Source organism: Streptomyces sp. NPDC048211 (genome assembly GCF_043202315.1).
Taxonomy (GTDB): domain Bacteria; phylum Actinomycetota; class Actinomycetes; order Streptomycetales; family Streptomycetaceae; genus Streptomyces.
This window is the reverse complement of sequence record NZ_JBIDAD010000006.1, coordinates 305,297-321,527: the sequence shown is the minus strand read 5'-3', so window position 1 is coordinate 321,527 and position 16,231 is coordinate 305,297. Positions and strand designations below refer to the sequence as shown.

Annotated in this window: 13 protein-coding genes; 7 read left to right on the top strand and 6 right to left on the bottom strand. The window is 67.5% G+C overall.

Annotated elements, in window-relative coordinates; genetic code table 11:
- Positions 1 to 58 precede the first annotated feature (58 nt).
- The 6 genes from rsmG to rpmH form a co-directional block, all read right to left on the bottom strand.
- Entirely contained in the window at positions 59 to 775 is a 717-nt protein-coding gene (rsmG, locus tag ACGFZA_RS23715) for a 16S rRNA (guanine(527)-N(7))-methyltransferase RsmG (RefSeq protein ID WP_385277578.1), read from the bottom strand.
- 108 nt (positions 776 to 883) lie between these two features.
- The gene (locus ACGFZA_RS23710; protein ID WP_326737415.1) at positions 884 to 1,393 is read right to left on the bottom strand and encodes a R3H domain-containing nucleic acid-binding protein; all 510 of its coding nucleotides are present in this window, start codon (positions 1,391 to 1,393) and stop codon (positions 884 to 886) included.
- 14 nt (positions 1,394 to 1,407) lie between these two features.
- A complete protein-coding gene (yidC, locus tag ACGFZA_RS23705; protein WP_393681698.1) occupies positions 1,408 to 2,676 on the bottom strand; it encodes a membrane protein insertase YidC in 1,269 nt (422 codons plus the stop codon).
- A 3-nt stretch (positions 2,677 to 2,679) separates the two neighbouring features.
- On the bottom strand, positions 2,680 to 3,039 hold the full coding sequence (yidD, locus tag ACGFZA_RS23700; RefSeq protein ID WP_393681696.1) for a membrane protein insertion efficiency factor YidD: 360 nt from the start codon (positions 3,037 to 3,039) through the stop codon (positions 2,680 to 2,682).
- A complete protein-coding gene (rnpA, locus tag ACGFZA_RS23695; protein WP_148019659.1) occupies positions 3,036 to 3,407 on the bottom strand; it encodes a ribonuclease P protein component in 372 nt (123 codons plus the stop codon). The genes yidD and rnpA overlap by 4 nt, the downstream gene beginning before the upstream one ends.
- A 21-nt stretch (positions 3,408 to 3,428) precedes the next feature.
- Positions 3,429 to 3,566, bottom strand: coding sequence for a 50S ribosomal protein L34 (gene rpmH / locus ACGFZA_RS23690; protein ID WP_010985740.1), 138 nt, complete (start codon positions 3,564 to 3,566; stop codon positions 3,429 to 3,431).
- Between the two features lie 380 nt (positions 3,567 to 3,946).
- Between rpmH and dnaA the strand changes: the two genes are divergently transcribed.
- The 7 genes from dnaA to gyrA all read left to right on the top strand — a co-directional run bounded on the left by dnaA (position 3,947) and on the right by gyrA (position 16,215).
- A complete protein-coding gene (dnaA, locus tag ACGFZA_RS23685; RefSeq protein ID WP_385277571.1) occupies positions 3,947 to 5,743 on the top strand; it encodes a chromosomal replication initiator protein DnaA in 1,797 nt (598 codons plus the stop codon).
- Positions 5,744 to 6,981: 1,238 nt separating this feature from the next.
- Positions 6,982 to 8,112 (top strand): DNA polymerase III subunit beta, encoded by a 1,131-nt coding sequence (dnaN, locus tag ACGFZA_RS23680; protein WP_385277726.1) that lies wholly within the window; start codon positions 6,982 to 6,984, stop codon positions 8,110 to 8,112.
- A 146-nt stretch (positions 8,113 to 8,258) separates the two neighbouring features.
- Positions 8,259 to 9,137, top strand: coding sequence for a phosphogluconate dehydrogenase (NAD(+)-dependent, decarboxylating) (gnd, locus tag ACGFZA_RS23675; protein WP_326737411.1), 879 nt, complete (start codon positions 8,259 to 8,261; stop codon positions 9,135 to 9,137).
- A 118-nt stretch (positions 9,138 to 9,255) separates the two neighbouring features.
- Positions 9,256 to 10,386 carry a DNA replication/repair protein RecF gene (gene recF, locus ACGFZA_RS23670; protein WP_385277568.1) on the top strand — a complete coding sequence of 377 codons (1,131 nt, stop codon included), beginning with the start codon at positions 9,256 to 9,258 and terminating at the stop codon, positions 10,384 to 10,386.
- Complete coding sequence (locus ACGFZA_RS23665; RefSeq protein ID WP_385277566.1) at positions 10,383 to 10,943, top strand: DUF721 domain-containing protein; 561 nt, start codon at positions 10,383 to 10,385, stop codon at positions 10,941 to 10,943. The genes recF and ACGFZA_RS23665 overlap by 4 nt, the downstream gene beginning before the upstream one ends.
- 438 nt (positions 10,944 to 11,381) lie before the next feature.
- Positions 11,382 to 13,499, top strand: coding sequence for a DNA topoisomerase (ATP-hydrolyzing) subunit B (gyrB, locus tag ACGFZA_RS23660; RefSeq protein WP_385277564.1), 2,118 nt, complete (start codon positions 11,382 to 11,384; stop codon positions 13,497 to 13,499).
- Between the two features lie 52 nt (positions 13,500 to 13,551).
- Positions 13,552 to 16,215, top strand: a complete 2,664-nt coding sequence (gene gyrA / locus ACGFZA_RS23655; RefSeq protein ID WP_385277562.1) for a DNA gyrase subunit A — start codon at positions 13,552 to 13,554, stop codon at positions 16,213 to 16,215.
- Positions 16,216 to 16,231: the final 16 nt, after the last annotated feature.

Sequence of the window (16,231 nt, the reverse complement as noted above, 5' to 3'; positions counted from 1 at the left end):
GACCGAGATCGGGATCAAACGGTAGGTAACAGTCAGATGCGTAGCGTAATCGCGCTACTCAGCGACGACGACGTGTCCGGCTGACTCTCGCGGCCTTGGCTCGCTTTGCGGCGAACCTCACACCACCGGGGCTCTCGCCCACCACCACACGCACCACGGTGGACATCGGATCGACCACACCTTCGCCCACGTGGAGCACCTCGGTCTCCACGACCCCGAGCTTGCTGAGGGCCGCTCGTGCGCCGTTGATCTCCTCCTCGGCAGTATCACCCTTGAGCGCCAGCATCTCCCCGTACGGGCGAAGCAGGGGCACTCCCCAGCCCGCCAGGCGGTCCAGGGGGGCCACCGCTCGGGCCGTCACCACATGAACGGGCTGGAGCGTGCCCAAGACTTCCTCGGCCCGGCCACGGACGACCGTGACATGGTCCAGGCCCAGGAGCTCGACGACCTCCTGGAGGAAGTTCGTCCGCCGCAGCAGCGGCTCGAGCAGGGTGATCTTCAGATCCGGGCGCACCAACGCCAGCGGAATCCCCGGCAGGCCGGCACCCGAACCGACATCGCAGACCGTGACGCCCTCGGGAACGACCTCGGAGAGCACCGCACAGTTCAGCAGATGCCTCTCCCACAGACGCGGGACCTCGCGCGGACCGATCAGTCCCCGCTTGACCCCCGCGTCGGCCAGCAGTTCCGCGTACCGGACGGCCTCGGGAAAGCACTCACCGAACACCTCCCGGGCCTCGTCGGGCGCCTGGGGAAGCTCTACTTCCTCCGTCACGGGAACCGTCCTTCCATACCGCATCACCGCACCATGGGTGGCTGACTATCAGGCTGACAAAGATCGGCCCCGTCTGCGAACAGACGGGGCCGACAAGAGAGGGTCCGGTCAGGCCGGAAGGACGACGACGAAGCGCTGCGGCTCCTCGCCCTCCGACTCGCTGCGCAGACCTGCGGCCGCAACCGCGTCGTGTACGACCTTGCGCTCGAACGGCGTCATCGGGTCCAGCTTCACCGGCTCACCGGTGTTCTTGACCTCGTCCGCGGCCTTGGCACCCAGCTCGGCAAGCTCCGTGCGCTTCTTGGCCCGGAAGCCGCCGATGTCCAGCATCAGACGGCTCCGGTCACCGGTCTCCCGGTGCACGGCCAGCCGCGTCAGCTCCTGAAGTGCCTCCAGCACCTCACCGTCGCGACCCACGAGCTTCTGCAGTTCACGTGCCGAATCGCTGATGATCGAGACCGCGGCCCGGTCCGCCTCGACGTCCATGTCGATGTCGCCGTCCAGGTCGGCGATGTCGAGCAGGCCCTCAAGGTAGTCCGCTGCGATCTCCCCTTCCTGCTCGAGACGGGTCAAGGTGTCGCTGCCCTCAGCGGCCGTGGAGGTGGTGCCTTCCGTCACGGATGGACTCCTTCTTACTTCTTGGACGGGTGCTTGGGCCGCTGCGGGCCCTTGCGCTGTCCGGACTTGGCTTGGCGTGAGGAGCCGGACGCGGGCTTGCCCGCCGGCTTGGACTTGTCGTCCTGCGGTGCACTCTTCTGCAGGGAGGTCTTGGACTCGGATTCGGCCTCGCCGGAATCGGTGTCCTTGGCCCCGGCCGGGTGGCCTGCCGCGGTCTGGCGCTTCGCCTTCGTCTGGCGCTTGGGCTGCTGACGCCGCTGCGCGGCTCCGCCCTCGGCCTCGGCCACGGCCGTATCGCTCTTGACCACCGAGCCGTCCTCCTGCGGGGCCAGGCCGAGCTTGGCCAGTCCCGTGACGAACTTCCGCTCGATGTCATTACGGTCCGGACCCTTGACCGCGATCCGCTTGACCGTGTTGCGCCTGGTCCGTCCCCGCACCTCACCGTGAGCGGTGACGCTCTTCAGGAGACGGCCGAGGTACTGCTCCTGCGCCTTGCTGCCCGGGGTCGGGTTCTGGTTGATCACGTACATCTGCTGACCCATGGTCCAGACGTTCGTGGTGAGCCAGTAGACGAGGACACCGACGGGGAAGTTGATACCCATGACGGCGAAGATCAGCGGGAAGATGTACATGAGCATCTTCTGCTGCTGCATGTACGGCGTCTTGACCGTCAGGTCGACGTTCTTCGTCATCAGCTGGCGCTGCGTGAAGAACTGCGAGGCCGACATCATCACGATCATGACCGCGGTGACGATCCGGACGTCCACGAGCGAGGCGCCCAGCGCTTCGACCTTCTCCGCGCTGTCCATGAACTTGGCAGCGAGCGGGGCACCGAAGATGTGCGCCTGACGTGCGCTGTCCAGCAGCGACTGGTCGATGACACCGATCTTCTTGTTCGACGCGATGGCCGAGAGCACGTGGTAAAGGGCGAAGAAGAACGGCGACTGCGCGATGATCGGAAGGCACGAGGAGAGCGGGTTGGTACCCGTCTCCTTGTACAGCTTCATCATCTCTTCGGACTGACGCTGCTTATCGCTCTTGTAGCGCTCCTGGATCGCCTTCATCTTCGGCTGGAGCACCTGCATGTTCCGCGTCGACTTGATCTGCTTGACGAACAGCGGGATCAGGCAGATACGGATCAGCACCACGAGGGACACGATGGAAAGACCCCAGGCCCATCCCGTGTCAGGGCCGAAGATCGCCCCGTACAACTTGTGGAACTGGACGATGACCCAGGAAACGGGCCACGTGATGAAGCTGAACAGACTGGCAATCGTGTCCACTAATCAGGCTCCTTGAGCATTGGGCGAAGTCTCTGCGGCCGAGCTCGGGAGATCGGTGGCCGACCTCCCGGGAGGCACATCAGCGGCGGAGTCCCCGCCCTTGCTGCCGCGTAGGGCACTACGCAGCAACTCGTGCCAACGCGGACGTTTGCGTGGTGGGACGTGATCCACGCCGCCGGGTGACCACGGATTGCATCGCAGGATGCGCCAGGCTGTCAGCGCTGTTCCCTTGATCGCTCCGTGCCGGTCGATCGCCGTATATCCATAGTGGGAACACGACGGGTAGTAACGGCAGACAGGCCCGAGAAGTGGGCTGATCGTCCACTGGTACAGCTTGATGAGAGCCAGCAGCGGGTACTTCATCGCGCGCCCCCTCCCAGTAGCCGCTGAAGCGCGGCGTCCAGGTCTCGGGCCAGCTGTTCATGGTCGGCGTCACCCGAACCGGGCAACGCGCGTACGACAACCAGGCTACCGGGGGGCAGCAGGGCAAGCCGTTCTCGGACCAGATGGCGAAGCCTTCGCTTCACCGCTGTGCGGACGACCGCGCCACCCACTGCTTTGCTGACAACGAAACCCGCACGCGGCGGGGGAGCAGTCTCCCCAGTCACGTGCGGGTCCGTTGCACCGCTGCGTAGATGGACGACGAGTAGAGGGCGGCCTGCCCTGCGTCCTCGTCGTACCGCGGTCGCGAAGTCCTCGCGCCGCCTCAGCCGATTCTCGGTAGGCAGCACGTCATGACGACCTGTACGCGATCAGGCGGACAGGCTGGCGCGGCCCTTGCCACGGCGGGACGCGAGAATCGCGCGGCCGGCACGGGTCCGCATACGCAGACGGAAGCCGTGGGTCTTCGCGCGACGACGGTTGTTCGGCTGGAAGGTGCGCTTGCTCACTCGGGGGCTCCAGTAATGATCGTGTATTGGCGGGACATCGCCTGGCTGTCACCGTGCGCCCACGAGAGACTCGCGTAAACGCCCTAGTTGCACCGCTTCACAATCACAGATCGTGATCTTTGCCCATCGGAGGCAGGCGGCAGCAGCCATCGACAACTCGACCTGGTCACGGTACGCGCGGCTACGCCATCCGGTCAAACCGACCCTGTCGGACCCCCCATTGTGCACAGCCTGTGGACAACGACTTGAACCGCATGGGTCGGCCCGCCTACCGTGGCTGAACCCCGGTTCTTTTTCTTCCCGCCTGCCGGTCCTCACCCATCCCGACCCATACGTCCCGAGAAACACACATTCGTGGGACCAGCGAGAGAGCGTGCCTTGTGGCTGACGTACCTGCCGATCTTGCCGCAGTGTGGCCACGCGTGCTGGAGCAGCTCCTCGGGGAGGGCCAGCAGGGCATCGAGCCGAAGGACAAGCAGTGGATCGAGCGGTGTCAGCCGCTCGCCCTGGTCGCCGACACCGCGCTGCTCGCCGTCCCCAATGAATGGGGCAAGCGCGTCCTGGAGGGCCGGCTCGCCCCGCTCATCAGCGAGACGCTGAGCCGCGAATGCGGCCGGCCGATCCGGATCGCGATCACGGTCGACGACTCCGCGGGCGAACCGCCGAACCCGCCGGCGCCCCCGATGCACCAGTCCCAGCAGCCGCAGCACCGCTATCAGGGGCCTCAGCACGACGAGCGTCAGCACAACGACGCCTACGACGGTTACGGTCACCGGCCCTCGGACGACGGCATGCCGACGGCCCGTCCCGCCTACCCCGACTACCAGCAGCAGCGCCCCGAGCCCGGCGCCTGGCCGCGTACCCAGGAAGACCTGTCCTGGCAGCAGCCCCGGCTCGGCGGGTTCCAGGACCGCGACACGTCGGCCGACCAGTGGCGCGAGCCGTACGGCGGCCGCCCCCAGCAGCAGCCCCAGCACGACTACCGTCCGCAGCCTCCCGAGCGCCAGGGGTACGAGTCGCAGCGCCCCGAGCGCCACGACATGCAGGAGCCCCCGCACCGGCAGGGTGCCGGCACCGGACGTCCCGGCGGCGGCACCGGCCCGATGGGCGCACAGCCCTCACCGGCGCCCGGCCCCGGCGAACCGCACGCCCGGCTGAACCCGAAGTACCTCTTCGACACCTTCGTCATCGGGGCGTCCAACCGCTTCGCCCACGCCGCGGCCGTCGCGGTGGCCGAAGCGCCCGCGAAGGCGTACAACCCGCTCTTCATCTACGGAGAGTCGGGGCTCGGCAAGACCCACCTGCTGCATGCCATCGGCCACTACGCGCGGAGCCTCTATCCGGGCACTCGGGTGCGGTACGTGAGCTCGGAGGAGTTCACCAACGAGTTCATCAACTCGATCCGCGACGGCAAGGGCGACACCTTCCGCAAGCGGTACCGCGATGTCGACATCCTGCTGGTCGACGACATCCAGTTCCTGGCGAGCAAGGAGTCGACGCAGGAGGAGTTCTTCCACACCTTCAATACGCTCCACAACGCCAACAAGCAGATCGTGCTGTCCTCGGACCGCCCGCCCAAGCAGCTGGTGACCCTGGAGGACCGGCTGCGGAATCGTTTCGAGTGGGGCCTGACCACCGATGTGCAGCCTCCCGAGCTGGAGACGCGCATCGCGATCCTCCGCAAGAAGGCCGTGCAGGAGCAGCTCAACGCCCCGCCCGAGGTGCTGGAGTTCATCGCCTCCCGCATCTCCCGCAACATCCGTGAGCTGGAGGGCGCTCTCATCCGGGTGACGGCCTTCGCCAGCCTCAACCGTCAGCCGGTGGACCTCGGGCTGACCGAGATCGTGCTGAAGGATCTGATCCCGGGCGGTGAGGACTCGGCGCCGGAGATCACGGCGACGGCCATCATGGCGGCGACCGCCGACTACTTCGGTCTTACGGTGGAGGATCTCTGTGGATCCTCCCGGAGCCGAGTGCTGGTGACGGCGCGCCAGATCGCCATGTACCTGTGCCGTGAACTGACGGATCTGTCGCTTCCCAAGATCGGTGCGCAGTTCGGTGGCCGGGACCACACGACGGTGATGCATGCCGACCGCAAGATCCGCGCGCTGATGGCGGAGCGGCGCTCCATCTACAACCAGGTCACCGAGCTCACCAACCGCATCAAGAACGGCTGACGAGCTCCCGCAACGTCGCCGGCACACGCCACCAGGCACCGACGAGAAGGGCGCTCCGCAGACTCCCAGGGAGTCTGCGGAGCGCCCTTCCGCATTCCCGGGAAGCGGGTCGGAAAGGCGGGTCAGGAAGCGGCTGGGACAGCCCGGCGGCCGACCGCACGCCATCGCAGGAGCCCGGTAGATCGCCGGAGAGCTGCCCTGTGCCGCCACAAAAGGCGTCGTACGACGCCGTGGGAGCTGCCCGATGTCGCCCACGGGAGCTGCCGTGCGCCGCCGCGGAAGCTGCCTTGTGCCGCCATAAGAGCTGTCATACGCCGCCGCGAGGGCTGCCTGCGTTGCTGTGAGAGCTGCTCTGCGTCGCCGAGACCCGCGGTGAGGGGCACGCGGGACCCTCCACGAGCGGCCCGATCGGCCTTCTCTGACCGTTCCTCAGGGGATCGAGCAGGCCCCCTGACCTCCCACACTGTTCGAATCCCCGCTGTGGAAGGGCTGTTCTCCACAGATCTGGGGAGAATCCTCCCTCCACAGCCTGGGGATCCAAAAGTTGTCCATACTGCTTCCACAGGCGCGCCAGCCGATACTCCATCAGGCCAGCTCAGAGGGCTGGGGATTTGTGGTCAACAATGATCCACAGCCTGTGGACAAGTTTTTCGCCCACAGGGGCCCGCCGCGGTTGTCCACCGACGGCCCACAGGCCGGTGGTCGTTTTCCCCAGGAAGGACGGGCTTCTCCACACCGCTGTCCACTGTTCGGCAACGCGACACCCGCTTTCACCGCCGCGAGTGAAAGGCGTCACACCAAGAGGGTCGGTTGGGCTGTGGGGAACGTGGGTAAAGCTGGGGACAGCCCTGGGGAGAAACCCCCCTGCCCTGTGTATCGGGTGTGCACAACTTTCGGGTGTCCACAGAAACACCGGGTTGTCCACCGGTGCCACCCACAGGGTCGGTGGACAAAAAAGTGGGCCTGACCTGCGAAAACGACGTTATCCACCGTTTCCACAGGCCCTACTACTACTGCCACCTATAGTTAGCCCGGAATCCGCTTCGAAGTGGGGGCTGTGCACAACTCGGCGCCGGAGCTCCCCGAACCTCTTGTCGCGACTTGACCCCGAGCAGCACCGAGTGTCGGTGCCGTACGTCAGACTGGTCCCCGGCGTCCTCCCCCCGGCATCGGTGGAGCGACCCGACCAGACGACGAAGGCCAGCAGGGCGAGCGAGCAACAGCAGGAGGCGGTTCCGGTGAAGATCCGGGTGGAGCGCGATGTACTCGCGGAGGCTGTGGCCTGGGTGGCCCGTAGCCTCCCGGCCCGTCCGCCGGCGCCCGTTCTTGCGGGCCTTCTGCTGAAGGCTGAGGACGGAGCCCTCAGCTTCTCGAGCTTCGACTACGAGGTCTCGGCCCGGGTCTCGGTGGACGCCGAGATCGAGGAGGACGGCACGGTGCTCGTCTCCGGCCGCCTGCTCGCCGATATCTGTCGCGCCCTGCCCAACCGGCCGGTGGAGATTTCCACAGACGGTGTACGGGCGACCGTGGCCTGCGGCTCCTCGCGCTTCACACTCCACACCCTTCCTGTGGAGGAGTACCCCGCCCTTCCGCAGATGCCGACCGCGACCGGCACCGTGCCCGGTGAGGTCTTCGCCTCGGCAGCCGCCCAGGTCGCCATCGCGGCGGGCCGCGACGACACGCTGCCCGTGCTCACCGGTGTGCGCATCGAGATCGAGGGCGACACCGTCACCCTCGCCTCCACCGACCGTTACCGCTTCGCGGTCCGCGAGTTCCTGTGGAAGCCGGAGAACGCCGACGCCTCCGCCGTCGCGCTGGTGCCCGCCAAGACGCTGCTGGACACCGCCAAGGCGCTGACCAGTGGTGACACGGTGACGCTGGCGCTGTCGGGCTCCGGTGCCGGTGAGGGGCTCATCGGTTTCGAGGGTGCGGGCCGGCGTACGACCACCCGACTGCTCGAAGGCGATCTGCCGAAGTACCGCACGCTCTTCCCCACCGAGTTCAACTCGGTCGCGGTCATCGAGACGGCCCCGTTCGTCGAGGCCGTCAAGCGCGTGGCCCTGGTGGCCGAGCGGAACACTCCGGTGCGGCTCAGCTTCGAGCAGGGCGTCCTGATCCTGGAAGCGGGTTCCAGCGACGACGCACAGGCTGTGGAGCGCGTCGACTCGGTGCTGGAGGGCGACGACATCTCGATCGCCTTCAACCCGACCTTCCTGCTCGACGGCCTGAGCGCCATCGACTCCCCGGTCGCGCAGCTCTCCTTCACGACGTCCACCAAGCCCGCGCTGCTCAGCGGCCGCCCGGCCGTGGACGCCGAAGCGGACGAAGCGTACAAGTACCTGATCATGCCGGTCCGCCTCTCCGGCTGATCCGGCCACCGGTCCTGCCGACGCTCAAGGAACGGCGGCAGGACCCGACGGGCACGTTCAGCGCCGAGCATGCCCGGCGTCCTGTCCCCTGCCGGGCGTAGGCTCGGTCTCGGGTACGAATCGGCACAACGCTTAAGGAATCTCTGATGGAGCTCGGTCTCGTCGGCCTCGGCAAGATGGGCGGCAACATGCGCGAGCGCATCCGCCGCGCCGGCCACACCGTCATCGGTTACGACCGCAACCCGGACGTCGCCGATGTCCACAGCCTCGAAGAGCTTGTGGGCAAGCTCAAGGGCCCCCGCGTCGTGTGGGTGATGGTCCCGGCAGGTGCCGCGACCCAGTCCACGGTCGACGAGCTCGCCGAGCTGCTCTCGCCCGGCGACATCGTGGTGGACGGCGGGAACTCCCGCTGGACCGACGACGAGAAGCACGCCGTCGAGCTGGGCATCAAGGGCATCGGCTTCGTCGACTGCGGAGTCTCCGGCGGTGTCTGGGGCCTGGAGAACGGCTACGCGCTCATGTACGGCGGTGACGCCGAGCACGTCGCGAAGGTCCAGCCGGTCTTCGACGCCCTGAAGCCCGAGGGCGAGTTCGGTTCCGTCCACGCGGGCAAGGTCGGCGCCGGCCACTTCGCGAAGATGGTTCACAACGGCATCGAGTACGCCATGATGCAGGCCTACGCCGAGGGCTGGGAGCTCCTGGAGAAGGTCGACTCCGTCACCGACGTGCGCGAGGTCTTCCGCTCCTGGCAGGAGGGCACGGTCATCCGTTCCTGGCTGCTCGACCTGGCGGTCAACGCGCTGGACGACGACGAGCACCTGGACCAGCTCCGTGGCTTCGCCGCCGACTCCGGTGAGGGCCGCTGGACCGTGGAAGCGGCCATCGACAACGCCGTGCCGCTGCCCGCGATCACCGCGTCGCTCTTCGCGCGTTTCGCCTCGCGCCAGGACGACTCCCCGCAGATGAAGATGATCGCCGCGCTGCGCAACCAGTTCGGCGGCCACGCGGTCGAGAACAAGAAGTAGCGGGACCGACGAGAAGCAGCGGTCGCGCGCACAAGCAGTAACCGCAACGAGGGGCGGGACGGACCGGACGGTCCGTCCCGCAGCACGGAGCAGGAAGCCGGGAAGGTCGGCGTACACCATGCATGTCACGCATCTGTCGCTGGCCGACTTCCGCTCGTACGCCCGGGTCGAGGTGCCTCTCGACCCGGGCGTCACCGCGTTCGTGGGGGCCAACGGCCAGGGGAAGACCAATCTCGTCGAGGCGGTCGGCTATCTCGCGACGCTCGGCAGCCACCGCGTCTCCTCCGACGCTCCTCTCGTGCGCATGGGGGCCGAGCGGGCTGTCATCAGGGCGGCCGTCACCCAGGGCGAACGGTCCCAGCTGGTCGAGCTGGAGCTGAATCCGGGCAAGGCCAACCGTGCCCGGATCAATAGATCCTCGCAGGTCAGGCCTCGTGACGTACTGGGAATAGTGCGCACGGTGCTGTTCGCTCCGGAGGATCTCGCGCTGGTCAAGGGCGACCCCGGAGAACGCCGGCGGTTCCTGGACGAGCTGGTCACCGCGCGTTCGCCGCGGATGGCCGGGGTGCGCTCCGACTACGAACGGGTGCTGAAACAGCGCAACACGCTCCTGAAGTCCGCGGCGATGGCGCGCCGGCACGGCGGACGGTCCATGGACCTGTCGACGCTCGACGTGTGGGACCAGCATCTGGGCCGGGTGGGCGCCGAACTGCTGGCGCAGCGGCTGGACCTGATCGCGACGCTGCAGCCGCTGGCCGACAAGGCGTACGCGGACGTGGCGCCGGGCGGCGGTCCGGTGACGCTGGAGTACCGGAGCTCGGTGGGCGCCGAGGTGGAGCCGGCCCGCACGCGCGAGGAGCTGTACGCGCAGCTGATCGCGGCCCTCGCCGAGGTGCGCAAGCAGGAGATCGAGCGGGGCGTGACGCTGGTCGGCCCGCACCGCGACGACCTGGTCCTGGGCCTGCGCGGGATGCCCGCCAAGGGGTACGCGAGCCATGGGGAGTCCTGGTCGTACGCGCTGGCCCTGCGGCTGGCCTCGTACGATCTGCTGCGCTCCGAGGGCAACGAACCGGTGCTGGTGCTGGACGACGTCTTCGCCGAGCTGGACGCCCGGCGCCGGGAGCGGCTGGCCGAGCTGGTGGCCCCCGGCGAGCAGGTGCTGGTGACGGCCGCGGTGGACGACGACGTCCCCGGGGTGCTCGCCGGTACGCGGTACGCGGTGTCCGCCGGTGAGGTGGAGCGGCTGTGAGCGGCGACGGGGGCGGCAAGGACCCGGCCGGGGACCCGGCGAAGCAGCCGGAGCCCTCGGGTGTGGACCTGGCGCGGGTGGCCCTGCGCGCGGCGAAGGAGCAGGCGAAGGCGCGCGGTGCGGCCGCGCAGCAGAAGAAGCAGGCCCGGCGGGGCGGCGGGCTGCGTTCCGGTGCGCGGGCGGACGGCCGGGATCCGTTGCCGCTGGGGGCCGCGATCAACCGTCTGATCACCGAGCGCGGCTGGGAGACGCCGGCCGCGGTGGGCGGTGTGATGGGCCGCTGGCCGCAGATCGTGGGTGACGATCTGGCCAATCACTGTGTGCCTTTGCGTTATGACGAGGCCCCCGACGAGCGGGTGCTCACGGTGCAGTGCGACTCCACGGCGTGGGCGACGCAGCTCAGATTGCTGGCACCGCAGCTGGTGGCCCGGCTGAACGCGGATCTCGGGCACGGCACCGTGCGGATGATCAAGGTCCTGGGACCGGGAGGACCGGCCCGCAGATACGGTCCGCTGCGCGCGCCGGGGAGTACCGGCCCGGGCGACACCTACGGATGACACCTCCTGACAACCGCGCCTGACCTGGTCTTTTCCGGCTGGCGGGCGGCAATTCTCCTTCCGGTCCACCGTGATCCCCCTGCTGTGCGCGCGAGGCCCGGGGTGTGGTGTGCCCTGCTTGTCGCCGATGACTCCGTTGCCCCTGTGGCGGGAGTATGTGGTGGTTGCAGCCATGTGGCGGCGAGCGGGTGTCCCTCACCGTAGTGGGAGGCTGACAGGCAGAAGCGCTCAATGCCCGTGTGAGCCTCTTGAGGCCCCTTCCCGAATATGGGGAGTCGTCAGGCGCTCATTCAGGGCGGCACATGCGGACTCAGGTACCGGCAAACCCCCATTCGGGTCGGCGCTACCGGTAGACTGGTGGACAATCCCGCGTCCTTGCGGGATTCGTCGATACAAGCCGAACGACGCAGCCGCTCCCGCCTGCCCGGAGAACGGCCTGTGCTGTGCCAGAAAGGGCGCTTCGTGGCCGATTCCGGCAACCCCAACGAGAACATTCCGTCCACCCCCGGTGAGAGCAGCGCTGCTCCCGCCCCGGCCGAGGTGAAGGCCGAGCAGAAGGCTTCGGGTGAGGTGAAAGCCTCGTACGACGCCAGCGCGATCACCGTGCTGGAGGGTCTGGACGCGGTCCGCAAGCGGCCTGGCATGTACATCGGTTCGACCGGTGAGCGTGGTCTCCACCACCTCGTACAAGAGGTCGTCGACAACTCGGTCGACGAGGCGATGGCCGGGCACGCAAACGCCATCGACGTCACGATCCTCGCCGACGGCGGGGTGCGCGTGATCGACAACGGCCGTGGCATCCCGGTCGGCATCGTGCCGTCCGAGGGCAAGCCGGCCGTCGAGGTCGTCCTCACCGTGCTGCACGCAGGCGGCAAGTTCGGCGGCGGCGGCTACGCCGTCTCCGGTGGTCTGCACGGCGTCGGTGTCTCCGTGGTCAACGCGCTGTCCACCCGCGTGGCCGTCGAGGTCAAGACGGACGGCTACCGCTGGACCCAGGACTACAAGCTCGGCGTCCCGACCGCCCCGCTGGCCCGTAACGAGGCCACCGACGAGACGGGCACGTCGGTCACCTTCTGGGCCGACGGGGACATCTTCGAGACGACCGAGTACTCCTTCGAGACCCTCTCGCGGCGCTTCCAGGAGATGGCCTTCCTCAACAAGGGCCTCACCCTCAAGCTGACCGACGAGCGCGAGTCGGCGAAGGCGACGGCGGGTGCGGACAGCGCCGAGGCGGTGGACGTCCCCGAAGAGGAGACGACGCGCACGGTCACGTACCACTACGAGAACGGCATCGTCGACTTCGTCAAGTACCTCAACTCCCGCAAGGGCGATGTCATCCACCAGTCAGTGATCGACATCGAGGCCGAGGACAAGGACCGTCTTCTCTCGGCCGAGATCGCCATGCAGTGGAACACGCAGTACAGCGAGGGTGTCTACTCCTTCGCCAACGCGATCCACACGCACGAGGGCGGTACGCACGAGGAGGGCTTCCGTGCGGCGCTCACCTCGCTGGTCAACCGGTACGCGCGAGACAAGAAGCTGCTGCGCGAGAAGGACGACAACCTCACCGGTGAGGACGTCCGCGAGGGTCTGACGGCGATCATCTCGGTCAAGCTCGGCGAGCCGCAGTTCGAGGGCCAGACGAAGACCAAGCTGGGCAACACGGAGGCCAAGACCTTCGTGCAGAAGGTCGTCCACGAGCAGCTGACGGACTGGTTCGACCGGAACCCCAACGAGGCCGCCGACATCATCCGCAAGGGCATCGCCGCGTCGACCGCCCGTGTGGCGGCCCGCAAGGCGCGTGACCTGACCCGTCGCAAGGGGCTCCTGGAGAGCGCCTCGCTGCCGGGCAAGCTGAGCGACTGCCAGTCCAACGACCCGACGAAGTGCGAGATCTTCATCGTCGAGGGTGACTCCGCCGGTGGTTCGGCGAAGTCCGGCCGTAACCCGATGTACCAGGCCATCCTGCCGATCCGCGGCAAGATCCTGAACGTCGAGAAGGCCCGGATCGACAAGATCCTGCAGAACACCGAGGTCCAGGCGCTGATCTCGGCCTTCGGCACCGGGGTCCACGAGGACTTCGACATCGAGAAGCTCCGTTATCACAAGATCATTCTGATGGCGGACGCCGACGTCGACGGTCAGCACATCAACACCCTGCTGCTGACGTTCCTCTTCCGCTTCATGCGACCGCTGGTCGAGGCCGGGCACGTCTACCTCTCGCGCCCGCCGCTCTACAAGATCAAGTGGGGCCGGGACGACTTCGAGTACGCGTACTCGGACCGCGAGCGCGATGCCCTCGTGGCACTCGGCAAGCAGAACGGCAAGCGGATCAAGGAAGACTCGATCCAGCGCTTCAAGGGCCTCGGCGAGATGAACGCCGAGGAGCTGCGTGTCACCACGATGGACGTCGACCACCGTGTGCTCGGCCAGGTCACGCTCGACGACGCGGCGCAGGCCGACGACCTGTTCTCGGTGCTGATGGGTGAGGACGTCGAGGCGCGGCGCTCGTTCATCCAGCGCAACGCCAAGGACGTCCGCTTCCTCGACATCTGAGTCGGCCGTACAAGCAAGCCGCAGCCGCAGCGCGAAAGGACTTTGACCAGCAATGGCCGACGAGAACACCCCTGTCCCCGTGACGCCCGAAGAGGTTCCGCCCGTCGAGGGCGTGGGCATGCGTGTCGAGCCCGTCGGGCTCGAGACGGAGATGCAGCGCTCCTACCTCGACTACGCGATGTCCGTCATCGTGTCGCGTGCCCTGCCCGACGTGCGGGACGGCCTCAAGCCCGTCCACCGCCGGGTGCTGTACGCGATGTACGACGGCGGCTACCGGCCCGAGAAGGGCTTCTACAAGTGCGCCCGCGTCGTCGGTGACGTCATGGGTACGTACCACCCGCACGGCGACTCCTCGATCTACGACGCCCTGGTGCGCCTGGCGCAGCACTGGTCGATGCGTATGCCGCTGGTGGACTCCAACGGCAACTTCGGTTCCCCGGGCAACGACCCGGCCGCCGCCATGCGGTACACCGAGTGCAAGATGATGCCGCTGTCCATGGAGATGGTCCGTGACATCGACGAGGAGACCGTCGACTTCAAGGACAACTACGACGGCCGCAACCAGGAGCCGGTGGTTCTGCCGGCGCGCTTCCCGAACCTGCTGATCAACGGTTCGGCGGGCATCGCGGTCGGCATGGCGACCAACATCCCGCCGCACAACCTGCGCGAGGTCGCGTCCGGCGCCCAGTGGTACCTGGAGCACCCGGAGGCGTCGCAGGAAGAGCTCCTGGACGCTCTCCTGGAGCGGATCAAGGGCCCGGACTTCCCGACGGGCGCGCTCGTCGTGGGCCGCAAGGGCATCGAGGAGGCGTACCGCACGGGCCGTGGCTCGATCACGATGCGCGCGGTCGTGGCGGTCGAGGAGATCCAGAACCGCCAGTGCCTGGTCGTGACGGAGCTTCCGTACCAGACCAACCCCGACAACCTCGCGCAGAAGATCGCCGACCTGGTCAAGGACGGCAAGGTCGGCGGCATCGCGGACGTCCGCGACGAGACCTCGTCGCGGACGGGCCAGCGCCTGGTCGTCGTGCTGAAGCGGGACGCGGTCGCCAAGGTCGTCCTGAACAACCTGTACAAGCACACCGATCTGCAGACCAACTTCGGTGCCAACATGCTGGCGCTCGTGGACGGGGTGCCGCGCACCCTGTCGATCGACGCGTTCATCCGCCACTGGGTGACGCACCAGATCGAGGTCATCGTCCGGCGCACGAAGTTCCGGCTGCGCAAGGCCGAGGAGCGCGCGCACATCCTGCGTGGCCTGCTCAAGGCCCTGGACGCCATCGACGAGGTCATCGCCCTCATCCGGCGCAGCAACACCGTGGAGATCGCGCGCGAGGGCCTGATGGGCCTCCTGGAGATCGACGAGATCCAGGCGAACGCGATCCTGGAGATGCAGCTGCGCCGGCTGGCCGCGCTGGAGCACCAGAAGATCACCGCCGAGCACGACGAGCTCCAGGCGAAGATCAACGAGTACAACGCGATCCTGGTGTCGCCCGAGCGGCAGCGGCAGATCGTCAGCGAGGAGCTGGCGGCGATCGTCGACAAGTTCGGCGACGACCGGCGCTCCAAGCTCGTGCCCTTCGACGGCGACATGTCCATCGAGGACCTGATCGCCGAGGAGGACATCGTCGTCACGATCTCCCGCGGCGGCTATGTGAAGCGCACGAAGACGGACGACTACCGCTCGCAGAAGCGGGGCGGCAAGGGGGTGCGCGGCACGAAGCTCAAGGAAGACGACATCGTCGACCACTTCTTCGTGTCGACGACGCACCACTGGCTGCTGTTCTTCACCAACAAGGGCCGCGTCTACCGGGCCAAGGCCTACGAGCTCCCGGACGCCGGCCGCGACGCGCGCGGCCAGCACGTGGCGAACCTGCTGGCCTTCCAGCCGGACGAGGAGATCGCGCAGATCCTGGCGATCCGCGACTACGACGCCGCGCCGTATCTGATCCTGGCCACGAAGGGCGGTCTGGTGAAGAAGACCGCGCTGAAGGACTACGACTCGCCCCGTTCCGGCGGCGTCATCGCCATCAACCTGCGCGAGACGGCCGACGGCAGCGACGACGAGCTGATCGGCGCGGAGCTGGTGTCGTCCGAGGACGACCTGCTGCTCATCAGCAGGAAGGCCCAGTCGATCAGGTTCACTGCGACGGACGATGCGCTGCGCCCGATGGGCCGCGCCACTTCGGGCGTCAAGGGCATGAGTTTCCGTGAGGGAGACGAACTGCTCTCGATGAATGTCGTCAGGCCCGGTACTTTCGTGTTCACTGCCACTGACGGCGGGTACGCGAAGCGGACCCCTGTCGACGAGTACCGCGTCCAGGGTCGCGGCGGCCTGGGCATCAAGGCCGCCAAGATCGTGGAGGACCGGGGCTCGCTGGTCGGCGCGCTGGTGGTCGAGGAGACGGACGAGATCCTCGCCATCACGCTCGGCGGTGGTGTGATTCGTACGCGAGTCAATGAAGTCAGGGAGACGGGCCGTGACACCATGGGCGTCCAACTGATCAATCTGGGCAAGCGAGACGCCGTCGTCGGCATCGCGCGCAACGCCGAGGCAGGTCGCGAGGCCGAAGAGGTCGACGGTCCCGCCGACGCCGAGGGCGAGACGACCGAGGCAGTGACAGCTGAGGCCACCACGGCCGACGCGACTGCCGAGAGCACGGTCGACGGCACAGTCGAGGGCAACACGTCCTCGACCGGGGAGCACGAGGAGTAGAGCGTGAGTGGAGCCA